This is a genomic window from Paenibacillus silvestris (assembly GCF_009882985.1).
Lineage (GTDB): Bacteria > Bacillota > Bacilli > Paenibacillales > NBRC-103111 > Paenibacillus_E > Paenibacillus_E silvestris.
This window is the reverse complement of record NZ_WTUZ01000021.1, coordinates 216,955-239,423: the sequence shown is the minus strand read 5'-3', so window position 1 is coordinate 239,423 and position 22,469 is coordinate 216,955. Positions and strand designations below refer to the sequence as shown.

The window sequence follows — 22,469 nt, the reverse complement described above, 5'->3', positions numbered from 1 at the left end:
GCTTGAATGACTGCTAATCAGTCTTGACGATTTTCCATCAAAATATTCCAAAGGAGGGAAAATAAAAAAGCTATCCCTCAGGCCTTGAAGACCCTTGAGATAGCTTATTGACCAAGCATGTACTAAACAATTACATCATAAATCAACTGAACAGGTGCTGGTTTACTAGCTGCGATGCGATAAGCCCCTTGAATCATCGACGTGACTTCCTTCACATCCTCGCGATTCGCATGAATCGTGCAAATCGACTCCCCTGCCTGAACAGCGTCACCGATCTTCTTATTCAAGGTGAGACCTACCGCATAGTCGATCTGATCTTCCTTCTTGGCGCGCCCTGCTCCAAGCAGCATCGCGGCGATCCCGATTTGTTCGGCATCGATTTGATTCACATAGCCATCTTGCTCGGCAAGTACCTCAAAGTGATAGCTCGCTGTCGGCAGCAGCTCAGGTTGATCCACTACCCTTGGATCTCCCCCTTGGCTCGCTACAAAGCGTTTGAACGTGTCCAGCGCCTTCCCGTTCATCACAATGTCACGAACAGCCTCCTGCGCCTGCTCGAAGCTCTCAAATACCTTACCCAGCAGCGACATATATGCCGCTACGGAAATGGCGACCTCGGTCAGCTCCTTGTCGCCAGTGCCGCGCAGCACTTCGATGGATTCGCGAATTTCGTTGGCATTGCCGATTTCGCGGCCAAGCGGCTGCTCCATGTCGGTGATCATTGCAATGGTATTGCGATTCAGTTTGACGCCGATATCCACCATCGTCCGGGCTAGCACTCTTGCGTCATCAACGGTTTTCATGAAAGCGCCTGATCCGATTTTCACATCAAGAACGATGGCATCGGCCCCAGATGCTATCTTCTTGCTCATGATGGAGCTGGCAATCAGCGGGATGGAATCAACCGTCGCGGTTACATCCCTCAGCGCGTACATCTTCTTATCGGCAGGAGCCAAGTTACCGCTCTGACCAACAATGGCAATTTTATTTGTATTGACAGCTGCAATAAAATCTTCCTTCGATAATTCAATTTGGAATCCCGGAATTGACTCCAGCTTATCCACGGTTCCGCCCGTATGACCGAGACCTCTGCCAGACATCTTGGCAACGGGAATTCCTAGGGAAGCGACGATCGGCCCAACAATCAGACTAATTTTGTCCCCTACTCCGCCAGTCGAGTGCTTATCTACTTTAATCCCGGCAATCTCCGAGAGATCAATCATTTCTCCTGATCCTGCCATCGCCATTGTTAACGCAGAAATTTCCTCACTTATCATGCCATTGAAGAAAATCGCCATCAACAGCGCTGACATTTGGTAGTCCGGGATATCTCCTTTGGTGTACCCATGAACGATAAAAGTGATTTCTTGTTCCGTTAACACCTCGCCAGACCGTTTCTTATGTATTAAATCAACCATTCTCATAAACGTTCCTCCTTCAATCATAAATCGAATCATAAATCGAAAAAAGGGAGCTGCATGAGCCCCCTTTGTACTAGTATTCTCTTTTATTGTACAACTAATTTGGATTTCATTTTGGTATGACCTTCACCACAAGGAAGTACGCACTCAATCTCATAAGTCCCTGGTTTGTCGAACGTAATTTCTTTTGAAGGGTTTTCTTTGTCCAGTTTGATATCCAAACCTTTGATTTCAATCGCATGTACGCCTTCTTTTAGAGACAAAGAAACTTTCGTAGGTTCACCCTTTTTGATCGTGTAGTCCGTAGCGTCAAATTGCCAGTTAGAAGCTGCAATCTTAAGCTGTTGAATTTTGCTGCCGGCTTCCTCTGCTGCTTTCGCCTCTTGGCGATCAGAGATATCTTGAAAAAGGACTCCCAGCCCCAGTGCGCCCGCAAGTATAAATAACACAAAGAAAATCCACTTTTGCATGCATATCCCCCTCATAATGTGTTCACTTCATCTATTCTACCTAACATCGCGAGACAATCCCATACAGGTTTAGTGGCAAATCTTTGAATATTTTGTGACGGAATTGTGAATGGGTCTTCGTAAAAACATCCCCCTTAACGGGGGACATTACCCTTACTATTTCCCACACTGAAGTAAATTACACACCACTTCGTCTATCGAGAATTCGGAAACCACCAGACATTGTTGTTTGTTTGGTCCGCGCTAAAGGCTGTAAAATTTGTTGCTTCTCATGAAGCTCTTTAATATCGCGGCTGATTCGGTACGCACATTCCTGACAAAGCTTATGCTGCCGAATCGGCTTCATGCAAGATCCACACGGATAGCTCAAATTCGGGTAATCCGTGAGCAGCAGCTTTCCTTCTTTGATCCACGCATACATCTGCTCGCTAGTAATACCTCCAGCAGCATATAATTGCTCATTGGTAGAGCGATAATTGCGGCGCAAATAATCTAGACACCCCTGTAGCTTGGCGTCCAGACTTCTGCTGCAATCTGTACATTGATTTCGCAAGTTTTTCTGGAATACTCTTCCGCAGCGCGGACAGTTGGCTACCAGTAATTGTTGGACTGACATGCTCCATCACATCCCCGGAACGGGTAACCCTTAATGAATTACCCTCATATATAGTTCTAATTAACTACATATTAACACGGGTCGCCATAGATGGATAGGTCCTAAGATGTGCATTTACACAAAAATCTTTAAAATTTTATCCCAATTGCACGTCACGTACAAATGCTTTCACCAAAGCAATGAACTTCGGTTTCGTCCGATTAGCTACCGCTACAACCTGCTCATGCGTTAGGGGCTCTAGCTCCTCGCCAACCGCCATGTCCGTAATACACGATATGCCAAGCACCTTCAGTCCTGCATGACGTGCTGCGATGACTTCACCCACGGTAGACATACCGATTGCATCGCCGCCAATACGAGCGAGCATCATCAGCTCAGCTGGTGTACAGTAGGTAGGTCCTGTAATCCCTGCGTATACGCCCTCCTGAAGCTTCAGAGGCACGCCGTCTTCTCCAACTACCGTTAGTGCCAGCTTGTGCGCAAGTGCCCGATAATCGCGGCTATACGCTTCGGACATATCCGGGAAACGAACACCCAGCTCACTGTGGTTAGGTCCGATTAACGGGTTATCGCCTGTCATATTGAGATGGTCGCTAATCACCATGAGATCGCCGGCTTTGAAGCCGCGGTTCATGCCCCCTGCTGCGTTCGTCATGACAACAGAATGAACGCCGATCGCTTTCATCACGTACACAGGGAAGACAACCTTTTTCATATCATAACCTTCGTAATAATGAAAACGACCTTGCATCACAATGACTTGCTTACCTTCAAGTGTCCCTGCAACAAAACGTCCCTCATGCCCTTCAACCGTTGAAACGGGGAAATGCGGCACTTCGCTGTAATCGATCGCAATCGGATTCTCCACCTGATTCGCCATATCGCCAAGGCCCGAACCCAGTACTAAACCGATGACAGGCGCGACTCCGTCTAATTTTTGTTTAATAAACGCTGCTGCCTCATTAATTTTCTCTATGTAAGTCAGTTCCATGTTGATCTCCTTATCTGTTAAATACCCTTAATTTCTAATTAAATAGCTTCAATAATGCCCAATACCAATTTCAAAAACTTAGGTTTAACTTTCTCCGTCGTTTCCATCACTTCTGCGTGAGAAAGGGGTTGATCCAAAATCCCTGAAGCCATATTGGAAATACAGGAGAACCCAAGCACCTCAATGCCGGCGTGGCGGGCAACGATAACTTCAGGCACAGTAGACATACCTACTGAGTCACCGCCCAGCGTTCGGAACATCCGGATCTCAGCAGGGGTTTCGTAGTTAGGACCAAGAAGTCCAACATACACACCTTCTTGCAGTTTAAAATCTTGCGACGCCGCAACTTCATGCGCCACTTTACGCAGACGTTTGCTGTACGCTTCCGACATATCCGGGAACCGAACGCCAAGCGCAGCGTCATTAGGTCCGATCAATGGATTGCGGTACGTCAAATTCAAGTGATCGCTGATAACCATCAAATCGCCGACTTGATATGACTCGTTAATGCCTCCAGCTGCATTCGTTACGATCAGCGTTTCTACACCTAGCTCTTTCATAACGCGAACAGGGAAAGAAACTGTTTCAGCACCATAGCCCTCATAGGCATGGAAGCGTCCTTTCATGACTAATACTTGCTTACCTTTAATCGTTCCAACGACCAACTCTCCCGCATGGCCTTCAACCGTTGATACTGGGAAATGTGGAATGCGCGAATAGTCAACGACAATCGGCTGCTCGATTAAGTCGGCAAGGACGCCCAGTCCTGAACCTAGAATAAGACCGATTTGTGGTTTAATGTTCGTTTCCTTCGAAATAAAGGCAGCGGCCTCTTGAATCTTAAGAATCATGGATGTTTCTGACATGTTATATTCCTCCTTGGCTTTTTCGGTTCAACAATCACTATTTGAGAAGGTGCAGGAAGCTCTCGCCCTGATCTGTAGCTTTTACGCCGAAATTATCGGCAATTGTAGCCCCTAGATCGGCAAAAGTTCCGCGAATACCTAGAGAGACAGGCGCCTCAAAGCTCGGGCTGTATAACAAAATAGGCACATACTCGCGTGTATGATCTGTTCCCGGATGCACGGGATCATTACCGTGGTCTGCTGTTAGGATCAGCAGGTCTTTGGGCCCTAGCTTTTCTTTGAGCTGTGGCACGAAGCTGTCGAATTCCTCCAGCGCTCGGCCATAACCTTCAGGATCGCGACGGTGACCGTACAACGAGTCAAAATCAACAAGGTTTGTAAAAGCCAACCCTTTGAACGGCTCACCAAGCACTTCGATGGTCTTCTGAATGCCATCCAAATTGCTTTTGGTAGATGTTGTTTTGGTGACACCCTCACCGTCAAAAATATCATTGATCTTGCCGATGGCAATCACATCATATCCAGCGTCCTTCAAGTGATTCATCACTGTCGGTTCCGGCGGCTTCACGGCATAATCATGCCGATTCGGCGTACGCTTGAATGCGCCCGGCTCACCAAGATAAGGTCTTGCGATAACTCGGCCTACAGCAAATTCACCTTGCGTCAAACGTCTGGCAATTTCACATGCACGATACAGCTCTTCCAGTGGAATCACATCTTCGTGAGCCGCTAATTGAAATACACTATCAGCTGACGTGTAGACGATCCATGCTCCTGTTTTCATCTGTTCTTCGGCAAGCTCATCGAGAATCTCTGTCCCTGAGGCCGGTTTATTGCCAATAACCTTGCGTCCTGTTTCCTGCTCAAACTGAGAAATCAATGCTTCCGGAAATCCATCCGGATATACGTTAAACGGCGTAGAAATACGAAGCCCCATCAATTCCCAGTGCCCTGTCATCGTGTCTTTTCCAACCGATACCTCGGCCATTTTGCCATAATAGGCTTCTGGCACCTCAGCAGCCGGGATGCCTTTTATCTCAGCAATACTGCCTAGACCCATGCGCTGTAAATTAGGAAGCGAGAATCCGCTCACTCTTTCAGCAATATGTCCAAGCGTGTGACTACCTGTGTCGCCAAACTCTTTGGCATCCGGTAATTCGCCGATGCCTACGCTATCCAATACGATTAAACCGATTCGTTCAAAGCGCACTCTTGTCCCTCCAAATTGTTCACAATGTTATCCACCCTTGATTATCGCACTTCCACTCTATGAATGCAAAACAGCAGCTTTTCCTCGAGGAAACGCCGCTGCCATCACTTACATATTCGCTCTGGGATGAGCGTGATTGTAAACATCCTTCATTTTGAGCTTGGTGACTTGAACATACAGCTGAGTGGAGGAAATATCCGAATGCCCGAGCATCTCTTGGACGGATCTTAAATCCGCGCCGTTTTCAATCAGGTGGGCAGCAAAAGAATGCCGCAAGGCATGAGGCGTAATATCACTCTCAATGTTGATCTCACTTGCATACCTTTTCAAAATTTTCCAAAAGCCTTGTCTCGTCATCCGAGTCCCCAAATGTCCAATAAACAAAGCTTCTTCATCTGCCGACTTCTTCAACAACTTCTTGCGATCTTTATGTATATAGGCGGTTAAGCAGCGGATAGCAATGGAACTAAGCGGGATATTGCGTTCTTTATTTCCTTTCCCCATACAGCGAATAAAGCCAAGCTGTAAATGAACATCATCAACGTTCATCGAGATAAGTTCTGAGACGCGAATCCCCGTTGCATACAGCAGTTCAAGCATCGCTTTATCGCGCACGCCGCTTACAAGTTCTAGATGAGGTGCATCCAGCAATTGACCAACCTCTTCGACGGAAAGCACCTTGGGCAGCTTCTTCTCCAGCTTAGGCGATTCAATGAAAAGGGATGGATCTGCATCCACCAAACGTTCTCTCACGAGATACTGATAGAAAGCACGGATTGAAACAAGATTCCGCGACAAGGTTGCTGCAGCCCTGCCAAGTGATTTCAACTGAGCCATGAAACCCGCAATGTTGGTTTTACTTGTTTCTTTCCAAGCTGTGATTCCCTGCCGATGTAAATAGTCAACAAATTGCTGCAGGTCTCTTTCGTAAGATTCCAGCGTATTCTTAGATAATCCGCGTTCTACAGATAAAAATCGGATGAAGGATTGCAAATCAACCATCATCATGTAATGTAGCTCCTTCGTTAACATGCCATATTTCTAATTGATAGCATTCAACGATGGATCTAGGAACTCCTCTTTTATTCACCATACCAATAAAATAAACGTAGCCTGTCGCTCATTCTGCCTGACTCTGGTAGTGCTGCATGCTCGTGCTGTCCAAACACCTTGACGGAGTTTCCTGCTGGCGTGCGGTAGCGATTCACTGGCTCAATCCAGCTGGAGAGCACCAACATCACTTGATACAAAACAACCGTTAATGTCATGAAAAGCAGGATAAAGCGCAAACGAACAAGCAATTTTCGATAAGAAAAAATCATAGGCCAGGTCCCCATTTCTGTCCCTTTCTTTAGGACAGGATATGAGGCTCAGGCCCTGATTATGACAGATCGGACAACTTCACATAAGGCATTCCTAGCGCTTCTGCAACAGCTGGATGGGTTACACTGCCTTTGTACGTATTAACCCCCAATTGCAGAGCGTAGTTAGCTGTAATCGCCTCTGTTAATCCTTTGCTCGCCAGCTCCAAGGCATAGGGCAGCGTTACATTCGTTAAAGCAAGTGTCGATGTTCGCGGAACTGCCCCCGGCATATTCGCTACCGCATAATGCAGCACGCCATGTGTCTCATACGTAGGGTTGCTATGTGTGGTCACCCGGTCGATCGTTTCGATAGAGCCTCCCTGATCCACGGCAACATCCACAATGACAGCGCCTGGCTTCATCGTTTTGACCATCGCCTCTGTCACTAATCTTGGCGCTCTCGCCCCAGGAATAAGTACAGCCCCGATCAAGAGATCGGCTTTGGCAACGGCGCGTGCTATATTAAAGGGATTCGACATTAAGGTATTGAGCTGTCCGCCGAAGATATCATCCAAAGCACGCATCCGTTCCGCGCTCCGTTCAATTATGGCGACGTTAGCTCCTAGCCCAAGCGCCATCTTGGCTGCATTGGTTCCAACGATCCCACCTCCGAGTATGACCACATTAGCTGATGGGACGCCAGGCACACCGCCTAGAAGAATCCCGCGCCCGCCATAAAATTTCTCCAGAAAATGAGCGCCAATCTGGACCGACATACGTCCTGCAACTTCACTCATTGGTGTTAACAGGGGAAGCGATCCATTGGGTTGCTGGATGGTTTCATAAGCAATCCCTGTCACCTTCTTGTTAAGCAAGTGCTCTGCCAAATCACCCGCTGCAGCCAAGTGCAAATACGTGAAAAGCAGCTGGCCCTCTCGAAAATAACCATACTCGGCTGGAAGCGGCTCTTTCACTTTCATGATCATGTCGCTGCGAGCCCATACTTCCGCGGCATCCGCAATAAGTATGGCGCCTTCCATGGCATAATCCTCGTCACTAAACCCGCTGCCCGCTCCAGCGCCGGCTTCAACGAGCACTTGATGTCCAGCCATCATCAGCATCGTTGCTCCGCCAGGGGTCAGTGCGACGCGGTTTTCATTATTTTTAATTTCCTTTGGGACGCCGATCACCATCGATTGTTCAGCCACTCGCGTCTACCTTCTTTCTCATGAACGTTAGTCATAATGTACCCATGCTTCCAGTCCAATTATGTGGAAGGAGATTCTATTACCTAATATCCAGTATATGAGAAAGATGCAAAAATGCCTGTACGCACAACATGTGCTTACAGGCATTTTCTTAGTATGAACAGCTCTATTCCGAGCTGTTATTCTTGGATTTGTCCAATGAGTCCGGTTTCCCTCGTTCGTTACAGCGATAGCATATACCTTGAAAATCAAGTCGATGATCTAATACTTGAAAATGAAAATCCGTATCCAGCCTTTCTTCTAAAGGCCCTAGCCAGTCTTCCATAATTTCATCCACAGTCCCGCATTGGACGCAGATTAGGTGATGGTGATGGTGACGAGTGCTGTCATCGCGCAAATCATAACGAGCTACGCCATCGCCAAAATTCATTTTCTCCAAGACATGCAGCTCACTCAGCAGCTCTAATGTTCGGTACACGGTTGCCAGACCGATTTCCGGAGCTTTGTCCTTCACAAGCATAAACACGTCTTCGGCACTAAGATGATCTTGTTCATTTTCTAAAAGTACACGCACAGTCGCTTCCCGTTGAGGGGTAAGCTTGTACCCTTGGGATTGCAACTGCTGCTTAATTTTCTCAATCCTTGCTTCCATATGCCTCCCCCTCAGAAAGGTGGGCATCCAAGCCCAATTTTAGCCACTCTTTTCATTATAGGGGGAGCTTGCTGACAAAGTCAAACAGAAACATGTTGTTTTCTGTCATCCATAGAGCGGAACGAGCATCGGCGTGACCCATTTCATCATCAATTGCGCTACATAACCCTCCCAAAGTGCTGCTCCAAGAAGGAAAAAACCCATGAGAAGTGTTAAAGTTGTGAAACGCATGAAAGGTTGGTACATGTTGCCATTACGGCTCATAAATCGATTTTTAATCATATAAATGGAAAAAGACATCGCTGCAACACTGCAGAAGAGAATCGCCGGAATGACGATCAGATTTTGCGGAGCTACAGAAACCAGCGCAAACAACATGCCCTTCCAAGACATTTGACCGACCAGATAGCCAACTGTGAACCCAATGAGCACACCCTTGAGAAAATCCAGGACAAGGATGAGCGGGAGGCCAATCACGGACAGCCCAAACAACCAGATCAGTAGAATCCACTTCATATGCATGCCAAAAGATTGAACGAACGACTGCCTGCTGTCAAATTCGGCGCCGTCATTAATTTCATGGAAGAAACTTCCCAAATGACGCGTCATTTCCTGCTTTTGTTCCAAGGAAAGCGCATTAACCATCACAGCGCCGAACACAACTCCAATGAGAAAGAGTACGGAGACGAATATAAACAGCGGCATATTGTCCTTCATATATTGTTTCATCGTTAGGTTCCTATTCACTCTCGCAGCTCCTCCCGTGTGTACAACCTCTACAAAGACAAGCTTATGAGCGAGTACTAGAAACTATGAACGATTTTTCACTTTGCCGTATCTTCCGCCTCCGCCAACCTCAAGCGAAAGCGTGCCTTCACGCGCGCCGACAAGGTAACCGGCTATCTCTTCTCCGACTTCACTTACCAGCTCTTCCTGCGTCGTGCGATGCAGGACATTCATCTCCGTTCCAAAACGGTGAAGCAATTGATTCAATTTCTTAGGTCCAAGTCCAGGTATGAACTCTAACGGGATTTGAAAATGATAGGCCGGCCTATAAGGAGGCAGATATGGCTCTTCTCGATCCGCCAAATCCATAATGCGATCCATAACGCCTCGAACGATTTTGTTGCTGCCGCAATCTGCGCAGCGCTCTACTGTGCCCTCTTGTTCATCCAGAACCGCTTCACAGAGGGAGCAATAGGTTCGGTGATACTTGCCCAAGCGAGGGTTCAACCCGTAGTTTGCGAGCACGCCACGCCCTTCCCGGCGATGCAGTGCCATAACGAGTTCCTCATAGGTAGGTGCAGCTAGCTGTATTTCATTGTACTCGCGACCGATTTTACCCAGTGAATGCGCATCTGAATTGGTTACATAAGTAAATGGATCCAGCTCAGAAATTAGTCCAGCCATCTCCGAATCAGCGCTCAACCCAAGCTCAACTGCAGAAATACCTTCCAAATCAAGCAAATTTTCCATCCGGCTCGTTGCGCTGCCATATACACTTTTGTGAGGCGTGAAAATGTGAGCGGGGATAAGGATTCCCCCTCTTCCGAGCACCTCTTCCTGCAGAACTCGTGCAGGCACATAAATTCGCTGAGAGCTAAGCTCTACATTTTTCATATGCCCCTTCATCCATTTTGTAAATCCTTGCATCACATCAAGATTAGGCATATAGGCTAACAAATGCGCTGGCCCCATGCCAGGTTCTCTGACTTCAATCTCACATCCCAGAATGACCGTTGTATCCCGATACCCAATACCTCCACCTTCCAGCTCTACCATTTCACCACGATCCAAATAGGTCATGATATCGTCTTGCACGGATGGCGAATGGCTGTCGATAATGCCGATAATCTCCATTCCTTTGCGGACGGCCGCTTCATGGGCAATATTGAAAAAAGTAAGGTTATTCGCGGCACTGATCTTCACAGCTTGGCCACTCTCAGTCCGTCCAATATGAATATGAAGGTCTACGTAGTAAGACTTCATCCTAGATCTGGCCCGTTAGCTTATATAACTGCCATGCGTAGACAGCCATAATCGTTTTGGCATCGCTTATACGGCCATCGCGCATATACTGCTGAGCTTCTTCCAGCGTAATCGCTTCGCACTCCAGAAATTCATCCTCATCTGGGTTGGCGTTTCCTTTAACCAGATCTTCCGCGATATACAGATGGATAATTTCATCAGCAAATCCTGGCGACGTATAAAAGGAACTAACCAATTTCACGTTGTCAGACCGATACCCCGTTTCTTCCTCTAACTCGCGTAAAGCTGCTTTCAAAGGTTCTTCGCCAGCATCCAGCTTGCCTGCAGGAATTTCAACCTGACTTTTCTCAAGCGGTTTTCTGTACTGCTCCACGACGATCATTTTATCCCCAATTAAAGGAATGACAGCCACCGCTCCAGGGTGCTTGACGATTTCTCTTGTAGCTGTCTCCCCGTTTGGCAATGTCACGGTATCTACTTGAAGTGAAATAATTCTGCCTTTATAAATGGATTCCGTTTTAACAGTGACTTCTTCGAACTTCTTATGCACGGTCATCTGAACACCTCATCAATTTCTTAATTGGAATAACTTGTCCTACTTTTGCATATCGATCATTATATCAAATTTCAACCCGAAAAGAGGAAGATCGAGATGAAGAGTTATGTAGCGGAAAGACAAATTCGTCTGGTGGGAAAAGCCTGGGAAATTAAACGTCAGCTTCAGCTCATGCTGCAGCAAGGTGGACCGAACATCACGTTGATTGATTATGCAGCTGCATTACACAATCCACAGCAGCGCAAACACCTTGGAAATAAACAGGGTCCTGCCATAATCCCCTTCCCATCGAGGTAATCTCCAGTGGGTAAAGACGGAGCGACTCCGCGATTTGCTCCGCCCGTGCGGGTGCCATCATGTGTACCCGATGCGGCTCCAAACGGTTCAATTGCTCTTCAATGATCGCGTGCTTCTCTCCCGTTAATATCGGTAAAGGTACAATCGCTGGGCATCTCGCAGCAAGCTCCAGAGCAGTTAGCGTATGGTGGCTAATCCCTCGATGCCGTGGCCGCTCATCTGCAAATGAAAGGCGCGGAATCACGACTGGAGTCCCGCCTAAAGCGAATACGGCATTAACGAGTTCCCCGACTTCAATACCAGAATAACCGTACCGTGTTCCCGTACCTACAATTCCTGGACCCATCATGACCAGACACAGATCCGCTTTAGCAACATGCTTAGCAGCAATCAAAGCGCTAAATTTATTTACGGCCTCCAGCTTTCCACCATAGGCTTGACCATAGCTTATCGTGCTTTGAAGCCACCCCATAGCCTCCAGCTGCGCGGCATGCTGACTCCAGGCAAGCGGGAGTGCTCCCGCGTCCGTCATGATGTAGGACACGTTCCTCGCCGTTTGATTTGACTGTTGCTGCTCGCGGTATCGAAGCCAACACAACGCCACAGGCAGCATACTATGCAATTCCCCAAGTAAGACAGGCATACCCTCCAGATTCTTCTCACCTTGAAAAATAGCATGAAACCTGCTGTGCTCTTCCTCCACAGCAAGCACACTCCGCTGTAACGGGGTGTATTTGAGTTTCATGATATGTCCGCTGGCCAGATCATCTGCAGGAAGATCGCTGTTGCTCGTGTCAGTAGGCAGGACGATGTGATAACCACCGGATCCTAATCCAAGCTCCTCAGCTGTTACATTCAGAACAACCACATCACCTGGAAGCAGCAGCGGTGAGCTATCGGTATAATGCACAGCGAGCTTCTCCTCGCCACTGTGCCGCATACTAACACGGACGACCTGCAGCCCTTCCCTAACGGAAATAATCGCGCTGACCACCGCTTCTTCCCGCCTCATCATCCTTTTCTCCCCCTTCTGGCCATTACCTACTTGCAGCATATGTGGATTAACGCGGAGTTAAGCTTAATTATTATGTCTTTGTAGAGCTCATTGGATGAAATCCAACCAAAGCCCCCCTTTAAGGCGGCTAATCAACTTTACATTGGATGAAATCCAACAAGACACATAAAAAAGGATCTTTTATCCGCTAAATCAATAATTACGTTGGATTTAATCCAATGAAATCAGAGATCCAGCCTTAAGAACTGCCTTTTCGTTGGATTTAGTCCAATGCTTATTGAACCTTCACGGGAACAACTCCCTCTGACATACTAAAAAACCGATCAGCACGCCACAATTCGGCAAGTACTAATCGGTTGGACAGATATTTAAACTTTGGCAGCTTCCTTCACAAGAGCAACGACCAATTCAGCCGTTTTGACCAGATCGCTGATGGCGATATGTTCTTTGGTTGTATGAATTTCGTGGTAGCCCACAGCAAGGTTCACCGTTGGAATCCCCATGCCATTAAAAATGTTCGCGTCGCTGCCGCCACCAGAGTGGAACGTGCGAGCAGTTAAGCCAAGTGTTGACAACGCTCTGGATGTGAGCTGCACGATCGGCGCTGAGTCGTCATGCATGTAAGAAGCATAGACGATGTCTGCTTTGAATTCGCAAGTCGTCCCAGCATCTGCTGCAGCGGATTCACAAGCTTCTTTCATCGCAGCGATTTGCGCTTCCAGCTTGTGCTGCACGATGCTGCGAGCTTCTGCTTCCATTTTCACTTTATCGCATACAACGTTAAGTGGACCTACACCCGAGAAACTACCGATATTCGCTGTTGTTTCGTTGTCAATCCGACCAAGGGACATGCGTGAAACAGCCTTGGAAGCAACTTGGATCGCACTGATGCCATCTTCCGGGTTAACGCCTGCGTGTGCCGATTTGCCGTGGAAAATAATTTCAATTTCCGCGCGGCCAGGCGCTGCAGTAGCAATATCACCGATGCTGCCATTGGAATCCAGCGCAAAGCCGAATTCAGCTTCCATCATTTTGCGGTCCATGGCACGGGCGCCTTTCAAGCCGCTTTCTTCACCCGCCGTAATTACGAATTGAATGCGACCGTGAGGAACGTTTTGCTCTTTGAGTACTTGAATACCTTCAAGCATAGCTGCGATACCAGCTTTGTCGTCACTGCCCAGGATCGTAGTTCCGTCGCTGCGGATGTAGCCATCTTCGCCGATTTGCGGCTTAATGCCATTGCCAGGAGCTACTGTATCCATATGCGATGTAAAGAAAATCGTCGGGATAGCGGTATTGCTGTCCGTTGCTTCCAATGTGCAAATCAAATTGCCAGATCCGTGACCACTTTTTGCCATCGAATCATCTTCAACGACAGTTAAGCCTAAACGACTAAATTTCTCTTTCAATACGACACAAATTTCTTGCTCAAAGCGAGTTTCGCTGTCTACTTGTACGAGCGAAATGAATTCTTCCACTAAACGGTTTTGCTGAATCATGTACTTTCCTCCGATACTCACTATGGGTTACAATATGACAGTACAAGCTTTTACAATAAAGGAGTGACTCTTCATGTTGCAGAATAGACGTTGGTTTAAAGTCGTGATTTACGTCATGCTCATCACCATGCTGCTATCCAGCATATTGTTTACAGCCGGATTATTTTTTGATTCCTAAGTTTTAATAAATTTTTGTATCGGCATTATAACTTTCCAAGTTTTCTTTGACCCTCTGAAGGAACCTACCGCAAATTACACCATCCAGAATGCGGTGATCAAGCGACAGACATAGGTTAACCATAGAGCGGACTGCGATCATATCTTGAATAACGACAGGCTTCTTCACAATCGATTCAAAGGTCACAATGGCTGCTTGCGGGTAGTTGATGATCGGATAAGACAGAATCGAACCGAAGGAGCCTGTGTTGTTAACCGTGAACGTTCCGCCAACCATGTCATTCAATGACAACTTGCCCGCACGCGTCTTCTTCGTCAATTCATCAATTTCTCTAGCTAGTCCGGCGATATTCTTCTGATCCGCCTTCTTGATCACTGGTGTCATAACCGAATCTTCCGTGCCTACAGATAGGGAGATATTAATATCGCGTTTCACGATAATTTTATCTACAGCCCATACCGAGTTGATGATCGGATAATCCTTAATCGCGTTGACGACTGCTTTCATCATGAAAGCCAAATACGTTAAGTTAATGCCCTCGCGGCGCATAAACTCGTCTTTCACTTTATTCCGCAGAACCACGAGATTCGTTACGTCCACTTCAATCATCGTCCAGGCATGCGGAATTTCCGTTACGCTTTGACGCATACGGGTCGCAATAGCATTACGAATTGGCGTTACATCGATGAAGTGCTCATTGCGCGAGTCCAGCGAGTGCCCTTCCGCTTCAATCAGCGGTGTTTGCGGATTCGCAGACAGATGGATGCCGGAGCTGCGCACTGGCAGATTGGCAGACTGCGCCTCATTTTGTGGCGCTGGCGTACTGCTTGCAACTGGCGCTGCTTGTTGATTCGTATGCACTGCCGCGGCTGCAGGAGCCGACTTGGAGCCTCCGCCTGCGACGAACTGCTCAACATCCTTGCGCGTAATTCTTCCGCCAAGCCCTGTCCCAGGCACACGTGATAAATCTACGTTGTTCTCTTGGGCAAGACGGTGAACGGCCGGTGAGAAACGGCCGCGCATGCTTTGGTCGCTATCTTCTGCCGGCACGAACGCCCCCGTGCTGCCAGCCATTTCCACAGCTGCTGCTGGTGAACCAGCCGAATCTCCCGCTGACTCCTCGATCAAACAAATTGCCTCTCCGACAGCCGCTGTTTCTCCATCGCCGACAATGATTTTCACTAGTCTGCCTTCAATCGGTGAAGGCATTTCTGTATTCACTTTCTCTGTGAAAAGCTCACAGAGTACGTCATATTGTTCGATATAATCGCCTGGCTTTTTCAGCCATTTGCCGATTGTAGCCGAAACGAGGCTTTCCGCTAAATGCGGAACCGTTACCTCGGTTAGTCGACCGTTCGTTTGGTTCATGGGTGTACCTCCTAAGTTCAGGAAATGATCAATGGCATGAAATCAGACCAAAGGAATTGTGAATCAATTAGAACATGGCAAGCTGGCGCATTGCTTCCTTCAACTTATCGCTATTGAGCAGGAAGAACTTCTCCATGGGAGGATTGCTGCCCACAGCCGGTACGTCCGGCCCGCAAAGTCGAGCGATCGGTGCATCGAGTTCAAATAGCAGTTCTTCAGCGATGATGGCAGACACTTCCGCCCCAACGCCGCCTGTTTTGTTATCTTCGTGTGTGATGAGTACTTTGCCCGTCTTTCTCACAGCTTCAAGTATCGCTTCTTTGTCCAAAGGCTGCAGCGTACGCAAGTCTAGCACGTGGCAAGAAATACCTTCCTTCGCTAGCTCCTCAGCCGCTTGCAGCGCGAAGTTCACGACCATCCCATAAGCGATGACCGTAATGTCCGTCCCTTGACGCTTCACGTCAGCTTTGCCAATCGGCACGATGTAGTCCTCTTCCGGCACATCAGCAGACAGCGCAAGATAAGCCTTCTTGTGCTCGAAGAACAGCACGGGATCCGCATCACGGATCGCCGCTTTCAGTAGTCCCTTCGCATCATAGGGATTAGAAGGCGCAACGATTTTCAAGCCCGGCGTACCGAAGAAAACCGACTCCGGACACTGGGAATGGTACAAGGCACCTGCGCCGGTTGCACCGTAAGGCGCACGAATTACAATCGGGCATGACCAATCATTATTGGAGCGATAACGAATCTTCGCCGCTTCGCTTAGAATTTGATTTGTTGCCGGGAAGATGAAATCGGCGAACTGAATTTCGGCAATCGGCTTCATGCCGTACATTGCCGCGCCGATGGCTACACCGACGATAGCGGATTCCGCCAGCGGTGTATCCAGCACGCGATCTTCTCCAAACAGATCGCGAAGCCCTTTGGTGGTGTTCAAGACACCGCCTTTACCAACGTCTTCACCGAGGACGAATACATTGTCGTCCCCTTGCATTTCCTCCTGCATCGCAGAGCGGATAGCTTCCAAATAAGTAATGACTGCCATAAATTAGAGGTCATCTCCTTCTGCGTAAACGTGGCGAAGCGTATCTTCCGGCTTCGGAAATGGCGCTTGATCCGCATACTTCGTAGCTTCATTAATTTCTTGCTTCAGTTCTTCCTGAAGCTCACGATCTTGCTCATCGCTCCACAGACCGCACTCCATTAAGTATTCTTTGAACTTAACGATACCGTCTTTTTGACGATTTTCCTCAACTTCCTCTTTCGTGCGATACAGCATATCATCATCGGAAGTGGAGTGCGGCATCAGACGATAGGACATCATTTCGATCAAGGTTGGGCCTTCTCCGCGAGCTGCGCGATCCCTGGCCTCCTTGGTAACACGGTACATTTCCAAAACATCGCTGCCGTCGACTTGCACACCTGGGAAGCCATACCCCAGCGCGCGATCTGAAATTTTGCCAGCTACTTGCTTATGAAGCGGCACCGAAATGGCGTATTGATTATTTTCACATACAAAAATAACAGGCAGTTTATGTACACCAGCAAAGTTACATCCCTCGTGGAAATCCCCCTGGTTGCTGGAGCCTTCGCCGAAAGATACATAAGTAACCAAATCTTGCTTTTTCATTTTTGCAGCAAGCGCGATACCAGCAGCATGAGGGACTTGTGTCGTTACAGGTGAAGAAGCTGTTACGATATGATTTTTCCGATCACCGAAATGCCCTGCCATCTGTCTGCCACCGCTATTAACGTCTTCTGCTTTACAGAATACAGCAAGCATAAGGTCCTTTACGGTCATGCCAACCGCTAGTACAAACGCATAATCACGATAATAAGGCAGGAAATAATCTTTCTGAGCTTCCATTGCGAAAGCCATCCCTACTTGACCTGCATATTGCCCCATCCCGGAAACATGGAAAGGAATTTTGCCCGCACGCTGCAGCATAAAGGCACGTTCATCATATTTAGCCGCAAGACTCATGACTCTATACATACGAATAACGACTTCGTCAGATAACCCTAATGTTCTATGCTTATAAAGCTGACCAATGGACATGGAGGTTGCCTCCTTAAAATAGTTTTACAAACGGTTAATTTATTACCTGGTCCTAAGACTTGACTCTATAAGCTTATTATAAACGCAAATGCGTATGATTACAATTTTTTATCCGCTAATAGCAATTCCATCCACAGCAAGCATAGCTTCGCCTAAAGCTTCGGATAACGTAGGATGCGGATGAATCGTTTGTCCAACTTCCCAAGGCGTTGCGTTCAGCACCTGAGCCAAAGCCGCTTCGGAAATCGAATTTGTTACGTGCGGTCCAATCATATGCACTCCGAGAATGTCATTGGTCTCACTATCAGCAATCACTTTGACGAATCCGTCCGTATCGCCGTAGACAAGTGCTTTCCCGATCCCTTTAAAGCTGAATTTGCCCACTTTTACTTGACGACCCAGATCGATTGCCTGCTGCTCCGTATAACCTACGCTGGCAATTTCAGGTCTTGTGTATGTACATTTTGGAACCAGGTGCGCCTGAAGCTCATGCGGCGTTTGCCCCGCAATATGCTCGGCAGCTAAAATCCCTTCATGTCCAGCCATATGCGCCAGCATCAATCCGCCGATCACATCACCGACCGCATAAATGTGGGACTCCGTTGTTTGCATAAAACGATTCACCCGAATGACGCCTTTATCAATTTTGATATCCGTATTTTCAAGTCCGATGCCTTCCACATTGGCTGCTCGACCGACAGATACAAGCACTTTCTCAGCTTGCAGTTCAATCATCTCGCCTTGCTTGTCCGCTTGCAGAGTGACCGTACCTTCCGTTATCTTCACAGAATCAGACAGCACTTTTGCGCCAGTCACCAAGTTAATACCGCGTTTTTTGAACAGGCGCTCCAGTTCCTTGGATATGTCGCCATCTTCGAGACTGACCAATCGTTTCTCATACTCAACCACGGTCACCTCAACACCGAAGTCGCGCAGCATGGAAGCCCACTCCACACCAATCACACCGCCTCCAATAATGATGATCGACTTCGGAAGCTCTTGCATTCGCAGCGCATCTTCGCTTGTCATGATATGCGTTCCATCAATCTCAAGTCCTGGTAAGCTGCGCGGTTTGGAGCCGGTAGCGATCACCAAATTACTCGAAAGCAATGTTTCGATATCACCGTCTTCCTTCTCAACAGATACTGCTCCGCTGCGTGGTGAGAAAATCGAAGGCCCGATAATGCGCCCATTGCCATAATGAACAGTAATTTTATTTTTCTTCATAAGGAATTGCAGCCCTTGGTGCAGTTGATCAACAATTCGCTGCTTGCGAGCTAGCACATTCTCGAACTTCAGTTCAAGGGAGCCTGACGTGATGCCGTACTCCTCACTTTTTTTCATTGTTGCATACACTTCAGCGCTTCGAAGCAAGGCTTTGCTTGGAATACAGCCTTGGTGCAAGCAAGTGCCCCCAAGTTTCTCTCTTTCCACAACAGCCACCGTTTTGCCAAGCTGAGCAGCACGGATAGCAGCCGTGTAACCGCCGATTCCGCCGCCTAGAACTACCACATCATATCTATGTTCACTCATAATATAATTCCTCCTATAGCCCTCAGTACCATCATATGTATACGCTAGTCTCTACTATATTAACCTTTTTTGAACGTGAAATCATAGTCTTATTTGTGAATTAGACAGGCAAACCGTTTCAGAGTATGATGATAGAAATACCATGATACCTAGATGTAAGGAGCAGCTATGAAAGCACCATTTTACCGATTTATCGCCATTCTTCTACTCGTTATTCCCGGTTTGACAGCAACTTATGGATTTCTCTCCATGAAAGACGCTTTTTTTGCTCAATTCGACACAGGCGGCCACATGTTATGGGGCAAATTTCTTCTCGGTTTTATTCTTTTTCTATTGGGAGTTGCCTTTATTGGTGGATGGACCTTCTTCCGTGACCGCAAACGCAATTATCTAGCACCTAAGTTTAAAGCCAAACGCCGCAAATAGACCGGACCCTCAACTTCTCAAGTCCGGCCTAGACGGTCTAGCCAATTTAAGAATCGGTTACGCTCGATGAGTGAGGTAAGGGAACTTACTTCAGCCTGTTTATGCAGCAAGATGAGGACGATAGCCATCAGACATTGAAGCTGCCATGGAAGGGTCATGATGACGGTATAACCAAGCGTGAAACCAAGCAGGTTCGCTCCGGCATCCCCCAGCATGCCCCTGCCTCGAACATCCATGCGATAGACCAAATATCCGCCTAAGCATACTGGCCATATAGGAAATAACTTCAGAATGCTGTCACCCGCAATCATGATGATTGCAAGCACTACAGTTACTACACCTGTGAAAAAAAACTTCAACGAACGCCCCGGACGAACATCAAGCAAGTTGAGTGCATTCGTCATCAACATAAGCACAACCATTTGTCCCCCTAGCCACCAGATAGGGGTTTGTTCGTTATGGGCAGACAATACCAGCCATCCCGCAGCCACCGCAATTCCGAGCGCCTTGACGGCTCCCATGGAGAATGTTCCCGTTTCGCGCCAGTAGCGATAATGACCTTTCAAACCCTTCACGGCTTTGCTGCCGATTAAATCATCCGTCCAACCAAGCAAGAAAATGAGGGTAGCCGCAAAAGTAAATACGTGATGGTTCGTGTCAAAAGGTCCCGCCAATGACAACGAATCTATCTGCAAATGATTCATTACCCACACAACCACTTGTAAAATAAGCTCCTGCAGCCACAGAAGGAGCCACAGAAGCACGCCAAGACCTCGTGGGATCACCTGTCCAGCATAGTTCGTCTCGACTTGATTATGAGCCTCCAGGAACCTCTGAACGTGAGACAGCAGCCATCGCCCTGCCGCTGCAATCACAATCAAATCGAGGATCGATCCGATGAGTACCATACCTGCTTTCTCTCCTTCCAGCGAGAAAGCAGCGCCATGCTGACCGCGGCGAATTGCTTGCCGCGATGCACGAACCCGTGCCAATCTCGCCCCGTCTCCCGATGCGCGATTGGCACGTCCAGCTCCACGATGCGCAGGCCGCGCCGCGCCGCATCGATCGTTAACGCGACTTCCACGCCGAAGCCGCGTCGCAGTTCCCCCAGCTCCCGGAGCCGATCCGCGCGCACAGCGCGCTGTCCGGACAAGGGTGCTTCGGTCTCATAGCCGCTGAGCCGGCGAATGCCGCGGCGGGCTAAGCCCTTCACCAAGCCGAAGCCGGCTTTGGTGCGCGGCGGCGGCAGCTTCGCGATCGCCATGTCCGCTTCATGCCGCAGCAGCGGCTCGATGAGAACGAGCGCACGTCCGGCTGTAGACCGCAGGTCGGCGTCCAGAAAAAGCAGGAGGTCGCCTCTCGCTTCGGCGACTCCTGACTGCATAGCCGCCCCTTTGCCGCAGCGGCGTTTATGCTTAATCAGCTTGTCTGCCCACGGCCAAGCGGCTTCATAAGTCTTATCGCAGCTGCCATCGTCCACCACGATAATTTCAACTCTCATTGCATGATTGAACAACAGGTCCGCTTGGTCCTGCAGATGTCTAAGCGTGTGCGCAATGCTTCCTTCTTCATTCCAAGCCGGAATGATAATGGATATGTAAGGTTTCATCCTTCACCTCCGAGTTTCCAAACGACATGGGCTACCCGCTTCACGATCCAATGCAATTGAAATAGACTCAATGCGATAAAAAAGAGCGATAGAAACAAGGTTGAACTTGCCTCTTTCGTCCAACCGCGAGACTTATATAGGATGCCGATACTTTTGATATCGATCAGTCGCGCCCCGACTTTCATTCTTACCAGAAGCGTGCTGCCCATGCCTGCTCTGCCTTTTTCCAGAAAATCAATCATATGTGTACGCGCGCCTACAGTAACTAACACTTCACATCTTTTCTCAAAAGCTAATAGCAAGGCCATATCCTCGCTTGTACCAAAACATGGAAGCACATGGGCAGACAGCCCCAGCGCATCTATTCGCGACAACCCCGGCGCGGTTCCATCGGCATAGGCGTGAACAACGAGCTCAGCACCGCAGGAAAGTGCCTTGTCTGTCACACTATCCATGTCCCCAACAATGAGATGTGGCAGATAACCACATTCCAGAAGAGCATCGGCTCCTCCGTCCACCCCGATTAGCACGGGTTTGACCTCGGCAATATAAGCTTTTGCAGCAAGCAAATCCTTCTTATACCCTTTTCCCCTAGAAACAATCAACACATGTCTATCTTCCAAGTTCGTTTGGATAGCAATCTGCGGCAGCGGCTCCATAACCGCATGCATATCGCGCATGGCATAGGTTAACGTATTATCAATGAAATGTTCCATCAGCTGCGTTGTCCGTTCATTCGCTTGCTGCTGCATGCTGAGCCATTTCTCACGTGTAAAAAGGCTGCAAGCAATCTCCTGATCCTCCAAAAGGATCCGATCTTCATAAACCGTGATTTCCGAATTCATCTTAAAAGCTTCGAATACAGCGCTATCCGCTTCCCATATCGGAATTTGCTCTTGAAGCAGCATGAGAGGACCATGAGTGGGATACCTGCCGCTCATGGTCTGCTCGCAATTAATGACTGCCTTTACTTTCTGATCAATAAGCTCTTGAGCAGCTACTTCATCGAGGTCACGATGCTGGAGCACAACGATGCGCCCAGGAGGTAAGTCACGAAGCAAAACTTTCGTGATCGCGCCTACGCTAATTCTCCCTTTGCAATGCGGCAGCGGCTTAGAAGAAAACAATGACAGCGAGGACCAATTCAAAATAGACACCGACTTTCCTTTCGTCTATAGATACCTCTATTTTGTCCTCTG

Annotated in this window: 24 protein-coding genes and 1 pseudogene; 3 read left to right on the top strand and 22 right to left on the bottom strand. The window is 48.1% G+C overall.

All coding sequences use genetic code 11. The annotated features are described in order from the left end of the window. Positions 1–122 precede the first annotated feature (122 nt). The 13 genes from GQF01_RS19725 to GQF01_RS19665 form a co-directional block, all read right to left on the bottom strand. Positions 123–1,424, bottom strand: a complete 1,302-nt coding sequence (locus GQF01_RS19725) for a pyrimidine-nucleoside phosphorylase (RefSeq protein ID WP_161408441.1) — start codon at positions 1,422–1,424, stop codon at positions 123–125. 83 nt (positions 1,425–1,507) lie between these two features. After that, complete coding sequence (locus GQF01_RS19720; protein WP_161408440.1) at positions 1,508–1,891, bottom strand: cupredoxin domain-containing protein; 384 nt, start codon at positions 1,889–1,891, stop codon at positions 1,508–1,510. 178 nt (positions 1,892–2,069) lie between these two features. Continuing rightward, positions 2,070–2,507, bottom strand: a complete 438-nt coding sequence (locus tag GQF01_RS19715; RefSeq protein WP_202556512.1) for a flagellar protein — start codon at positions 2,505–2,507, stop codon at positions 2,070–2,072. Between the two features lie 136 nt (positions 2,508–2,643). Then, entirely contained in the window at positions 2,644–3,498 is an 855-nt protein-coding gene (locus tag GQF01_RS19710) for a purine-nucleoside phosphorylase (protein WP_161408439.1), read from the bottom strand. Positions 3,499–3,536: 38 nt separating this feature from the next. Beyond that, positions 3,537–4,364 carry a purine-nucleoside phosphorylase gene (locus GQF01_RS19705; RefSeq protein WP_161408438.1) on the bottom strand — a complete coding sequence of 276 codons (828 nt, stop codon included), beginning with the start codon at positions 4,362–4,364 and terminating at the stop codon, positions 3,537–3,539. A gap of 37 nt (positions 4,365–4,401) precedes the next feature. Next, a complete protein-coding gene (deoB, locus tag GQF01_RS19700) occupies positions 4,402–5,574 on the bottom strand; it encodes a phosphopentomutase (RefSeq protein ID WP_161408437.1) in 1,173 nt (390 codons plus the stop codon). A 108-nt stretch (positions 5,575–5,682) separates the two neighbouring features. Beyond that, positions 5,683–6,579 (bottom strand): site-specific tyrosine recombinase XerD, encoded by an 897-nt coding sequence (gene xerD / locus GQF01_RS19695; protein WP_161408554.1) that lies wholly within the window; start codon positions 6,577–6,579, stop codon positions 5,683–5,685. A 77-nt stretch (positions 6,580–6,656) separates the two neighbouring features. Next, entirely contained in the window at positions 6,657–6,896 is a 240-nt protein-coding gene (locus GQF01_RS19690) for a DUF4227 family protein (RefSeq protein WP_161408436.1), read from the bottom strand. Between the two features lie 59 nt (positions 6,897–6,955). Further along, positions 6,956–8,071 (bottom strand): alanine dehydrogenase, encoded by a 1,116-nt coding sequence (gene ald / locus GQF01_RS19685; RefSeq protein ID WP_161408553.1) that lies wholly within the window; start codon positions 8,069–8,071, stop codon positions 6,956–6,958. A gap of 181 nt (positions 8,072–8,252) precedes the next feature. After that, positions 8,253–8,738: a ferric iron uptake transcriptional regulator gene (gene fur / locus GQF01_RS19680; protein WP_145655390.1), complete on the bottom strand. Its 486-nt coding sequence runs from the start codon at positions 8,736–8,738 to the stop codon at positions 8,253–8,255. Positions 8,739–8,843: 105 nt separating this feature from the next. Next, a complete protein-coding gene (gene spoIIM / locus GQF01_RS19675) occupies positions 8,844–9,485 on the bottom strand; it encodes a stage II sporulation protein M (protein ID WP_328803489.1) in 642 nt (213 codons plus the stop codon). A 63-nt stretch (positions 9,486–9,548) separates the two neighbouring features. Further along, a complete protein-coding gene (locus GQF01_RS19670; protein WP_161408435.1) occupies positions 9,549–10,727 on the bottom strand; it encodes an endonuclease Q family protein in 1,179 nt (392 codons plus the stop codon). 1 nt (position 10,728) lies between these two features. Then, a complete protein-coding gene (locus GQF01_RS19665; RefSeq protein ID WP_161408434.1) occupies positions 10,729–11,283 on the bottom strand; it encodes an NUDIX hydrolase in 555 nt (184 codons plus the stop codon). A 96-nt stretch (positions 11,284–11,379) separates the two neighbouring features. Here GQF01_RS19665 and mciZ point away from each other — a divergent pair. After that, a pseudogene (gene mciZ, locus GQF01_RS37115) lies at positions 11,380–11,445 on the top strand (Z-ring formation inhibitor MciZ); the annotation flags it as partial. A 34-nt stretch (positions 11,446–11,479) separates the two neighbouring features. On the opposite strand, the gene GQF01_RS19655 reads toward mciZ, so the two are convergent. Then, complete coding sequence (locus GQF01_RS19655; RefSeq protein ID WP_161408432.1) at positions 11,480–12,595, bottom strand: DUF3866 family protein; 1,116 nt, start codon at positions 12,593–12,595, stop codon at positions 11,480–11,482. A gap of 368 nt (positions 12,596–12,963) precedes the next feature. Next, positions 12,964–14,094: a M20/M25/M40 family metallo-hydrolase gene (locus tag GQF01_RS19650; protein ID WP_161408431.1), complete on the bottom strand. Its 1,131-nt coding sequence runs from the start codon at positions 14,092–14,094 to the stop codon at positions 12,964–12,966. A gap of 73 nt (positions 14,095–14,167) precedes the next feature. Here GQF01_RS19650 and prli42 point away from each other — a divergent pair, with 73 nt between their 5' ends. Then, on the top strand, positions 14,168–14,272 hold the full coding sequence (gene prli42 / locus GQF01_RS19645) for a stressosome-associated protein Prli42 (protein ID WP_307719957.1): 105 nt from the start codon (positions 14,168–14,170) through the stop codon (positions 14,270–14,272). 3 nt (positions 14,273–14,275) lie between these two features. Here the strand turns inward: prli42 and GQF01_RS19640 are convergent, their stop codons facing one another. The 4 genes from GQF01_RS19640 to lpdA all read right to left on the bottom strand — a co-directional run bounded on the left by GQF01_RS19640 (position 14,276) and on the right by lpdA (position 19,235). Continuing rightward, the gene (locus GQF01_RS19640; protein ID WP_161408430.1) at positions 14,276–15,640 is read right to left on the bottom strand and encodes a dihydrolipoamide acetyltransferase family protein; all 1,365 of its coding nucleotides are present in this window, start codon (positions 15,638–15,640) and stop codon (positions 14,276–14,278) included. 67 nt (positions 15,641–15,707) lie between these two features. After that, on the bottom strand, positions 15,708–16,688 hold the full coding sequence (locus tag GQF01_RS19635; RefSeq protein ID WP_161408429.1) for an alpha-ketoacid dehydrogenase subunit beta: 981 nt from the start codon (positions 16,686–16,688) through the stop codon (positions 15,708–15,710). A gap of 3 nt (positions 16,689–16,691) precedes the next feature. Beyond that, a complete protein-coding gene (locus GQF01_RS19630; protein WP_161408428.1) occupies positions 16,692–17,702 on the bottom strand; it encodes a thiamine pyrophosphate-dependent dehydrogenase E1 component subunit alpha in 1,011 nt (336 codons plus the stop codon). Between the two features lie 108 nt (positions 17,703–17,810). Then, the gene (lpdA, locus tag GQF01_RS19625; RefSeq protein ID WP_161408427.1) at positions 17,811–19,235 is read right to left on the bottom strand and encodes a dihydrolipoyl dehydrogenase; all 1,425 of its coding nucleotides are present in this window, start codon (positions 19,233–19,235) and stop codon (positions 17,811–17,813) included. A gap of 168 nt (positions 19,236–19,403) precedes the next feature. Here lpdA and GQF01_RS19620 point away from each other — a divergent pair, with 168 nt between their 5' ends. Beyond that, complete coding sequence (locus GQF01_RS19620; protein ID WP_161408426.1) at positions 19,404–19,661, top strand: DUF2627 family protein; 258 nt, start codon at positions 19,404–19,406, stop codon at positions 19,659–19,661. 17 nt (positions 19,662–19,678) lie between these two features. Here GQF01_RS19620 and GQF01_RS19615 read toward each other — a convergent pair whose 3' ends face one another. From GQF01_RS19615 to steA, 3 genes are read right to left on the bottom strand one after another with little or no spacing between them, the layout of a single operon-like run. Beyond that, positions 19,679–20,653 (bottom strand): MraY family glycosyltransferase, encoded by a 975-nt coding sequence (locus GQF01_RS19615; RefSeq protein ID WP_161408425.1) that lies wholly within the window; start codon positions 20,651–20,653, stop codon positions 19,679–19,681. After that, positions 20,539–21,270 carry a glycosyltransferase family 2 protein gene (locus GQF01_RS19610; protein ID WP_161408424.1) on the bottom strand — a complete coding sequence of 244 codons (732 nt, stop codon included), beginning with the start codon at positions 21,268–21,270 and terminating at the stop codon, positions 20,539–20,541. Before GQF01_RS19610 ends, GQF01_RS19615 begins: the two co-directional genes overlap by 115 nt. Next, positions 21,267–22,427 carry a putative cytokinetic ring protein SteA gene (steA, locus tag GQF01_RS19605; RefSeq protein WP_161408423.1) on the bottom strand — a complete coding sequence of 387 codons (1,161 nt, stop codon included), beginning with the start codon at positions 22,425–22,427 and terminating at the stop codon, positions 21,267–21,269. The genes GQF01_RS19610 and steA overlap by 4 nt, the downstream gene beginning before the upstream one ends. Positions 22,428–22,469 lie beyond the last annotated feature (42 nt).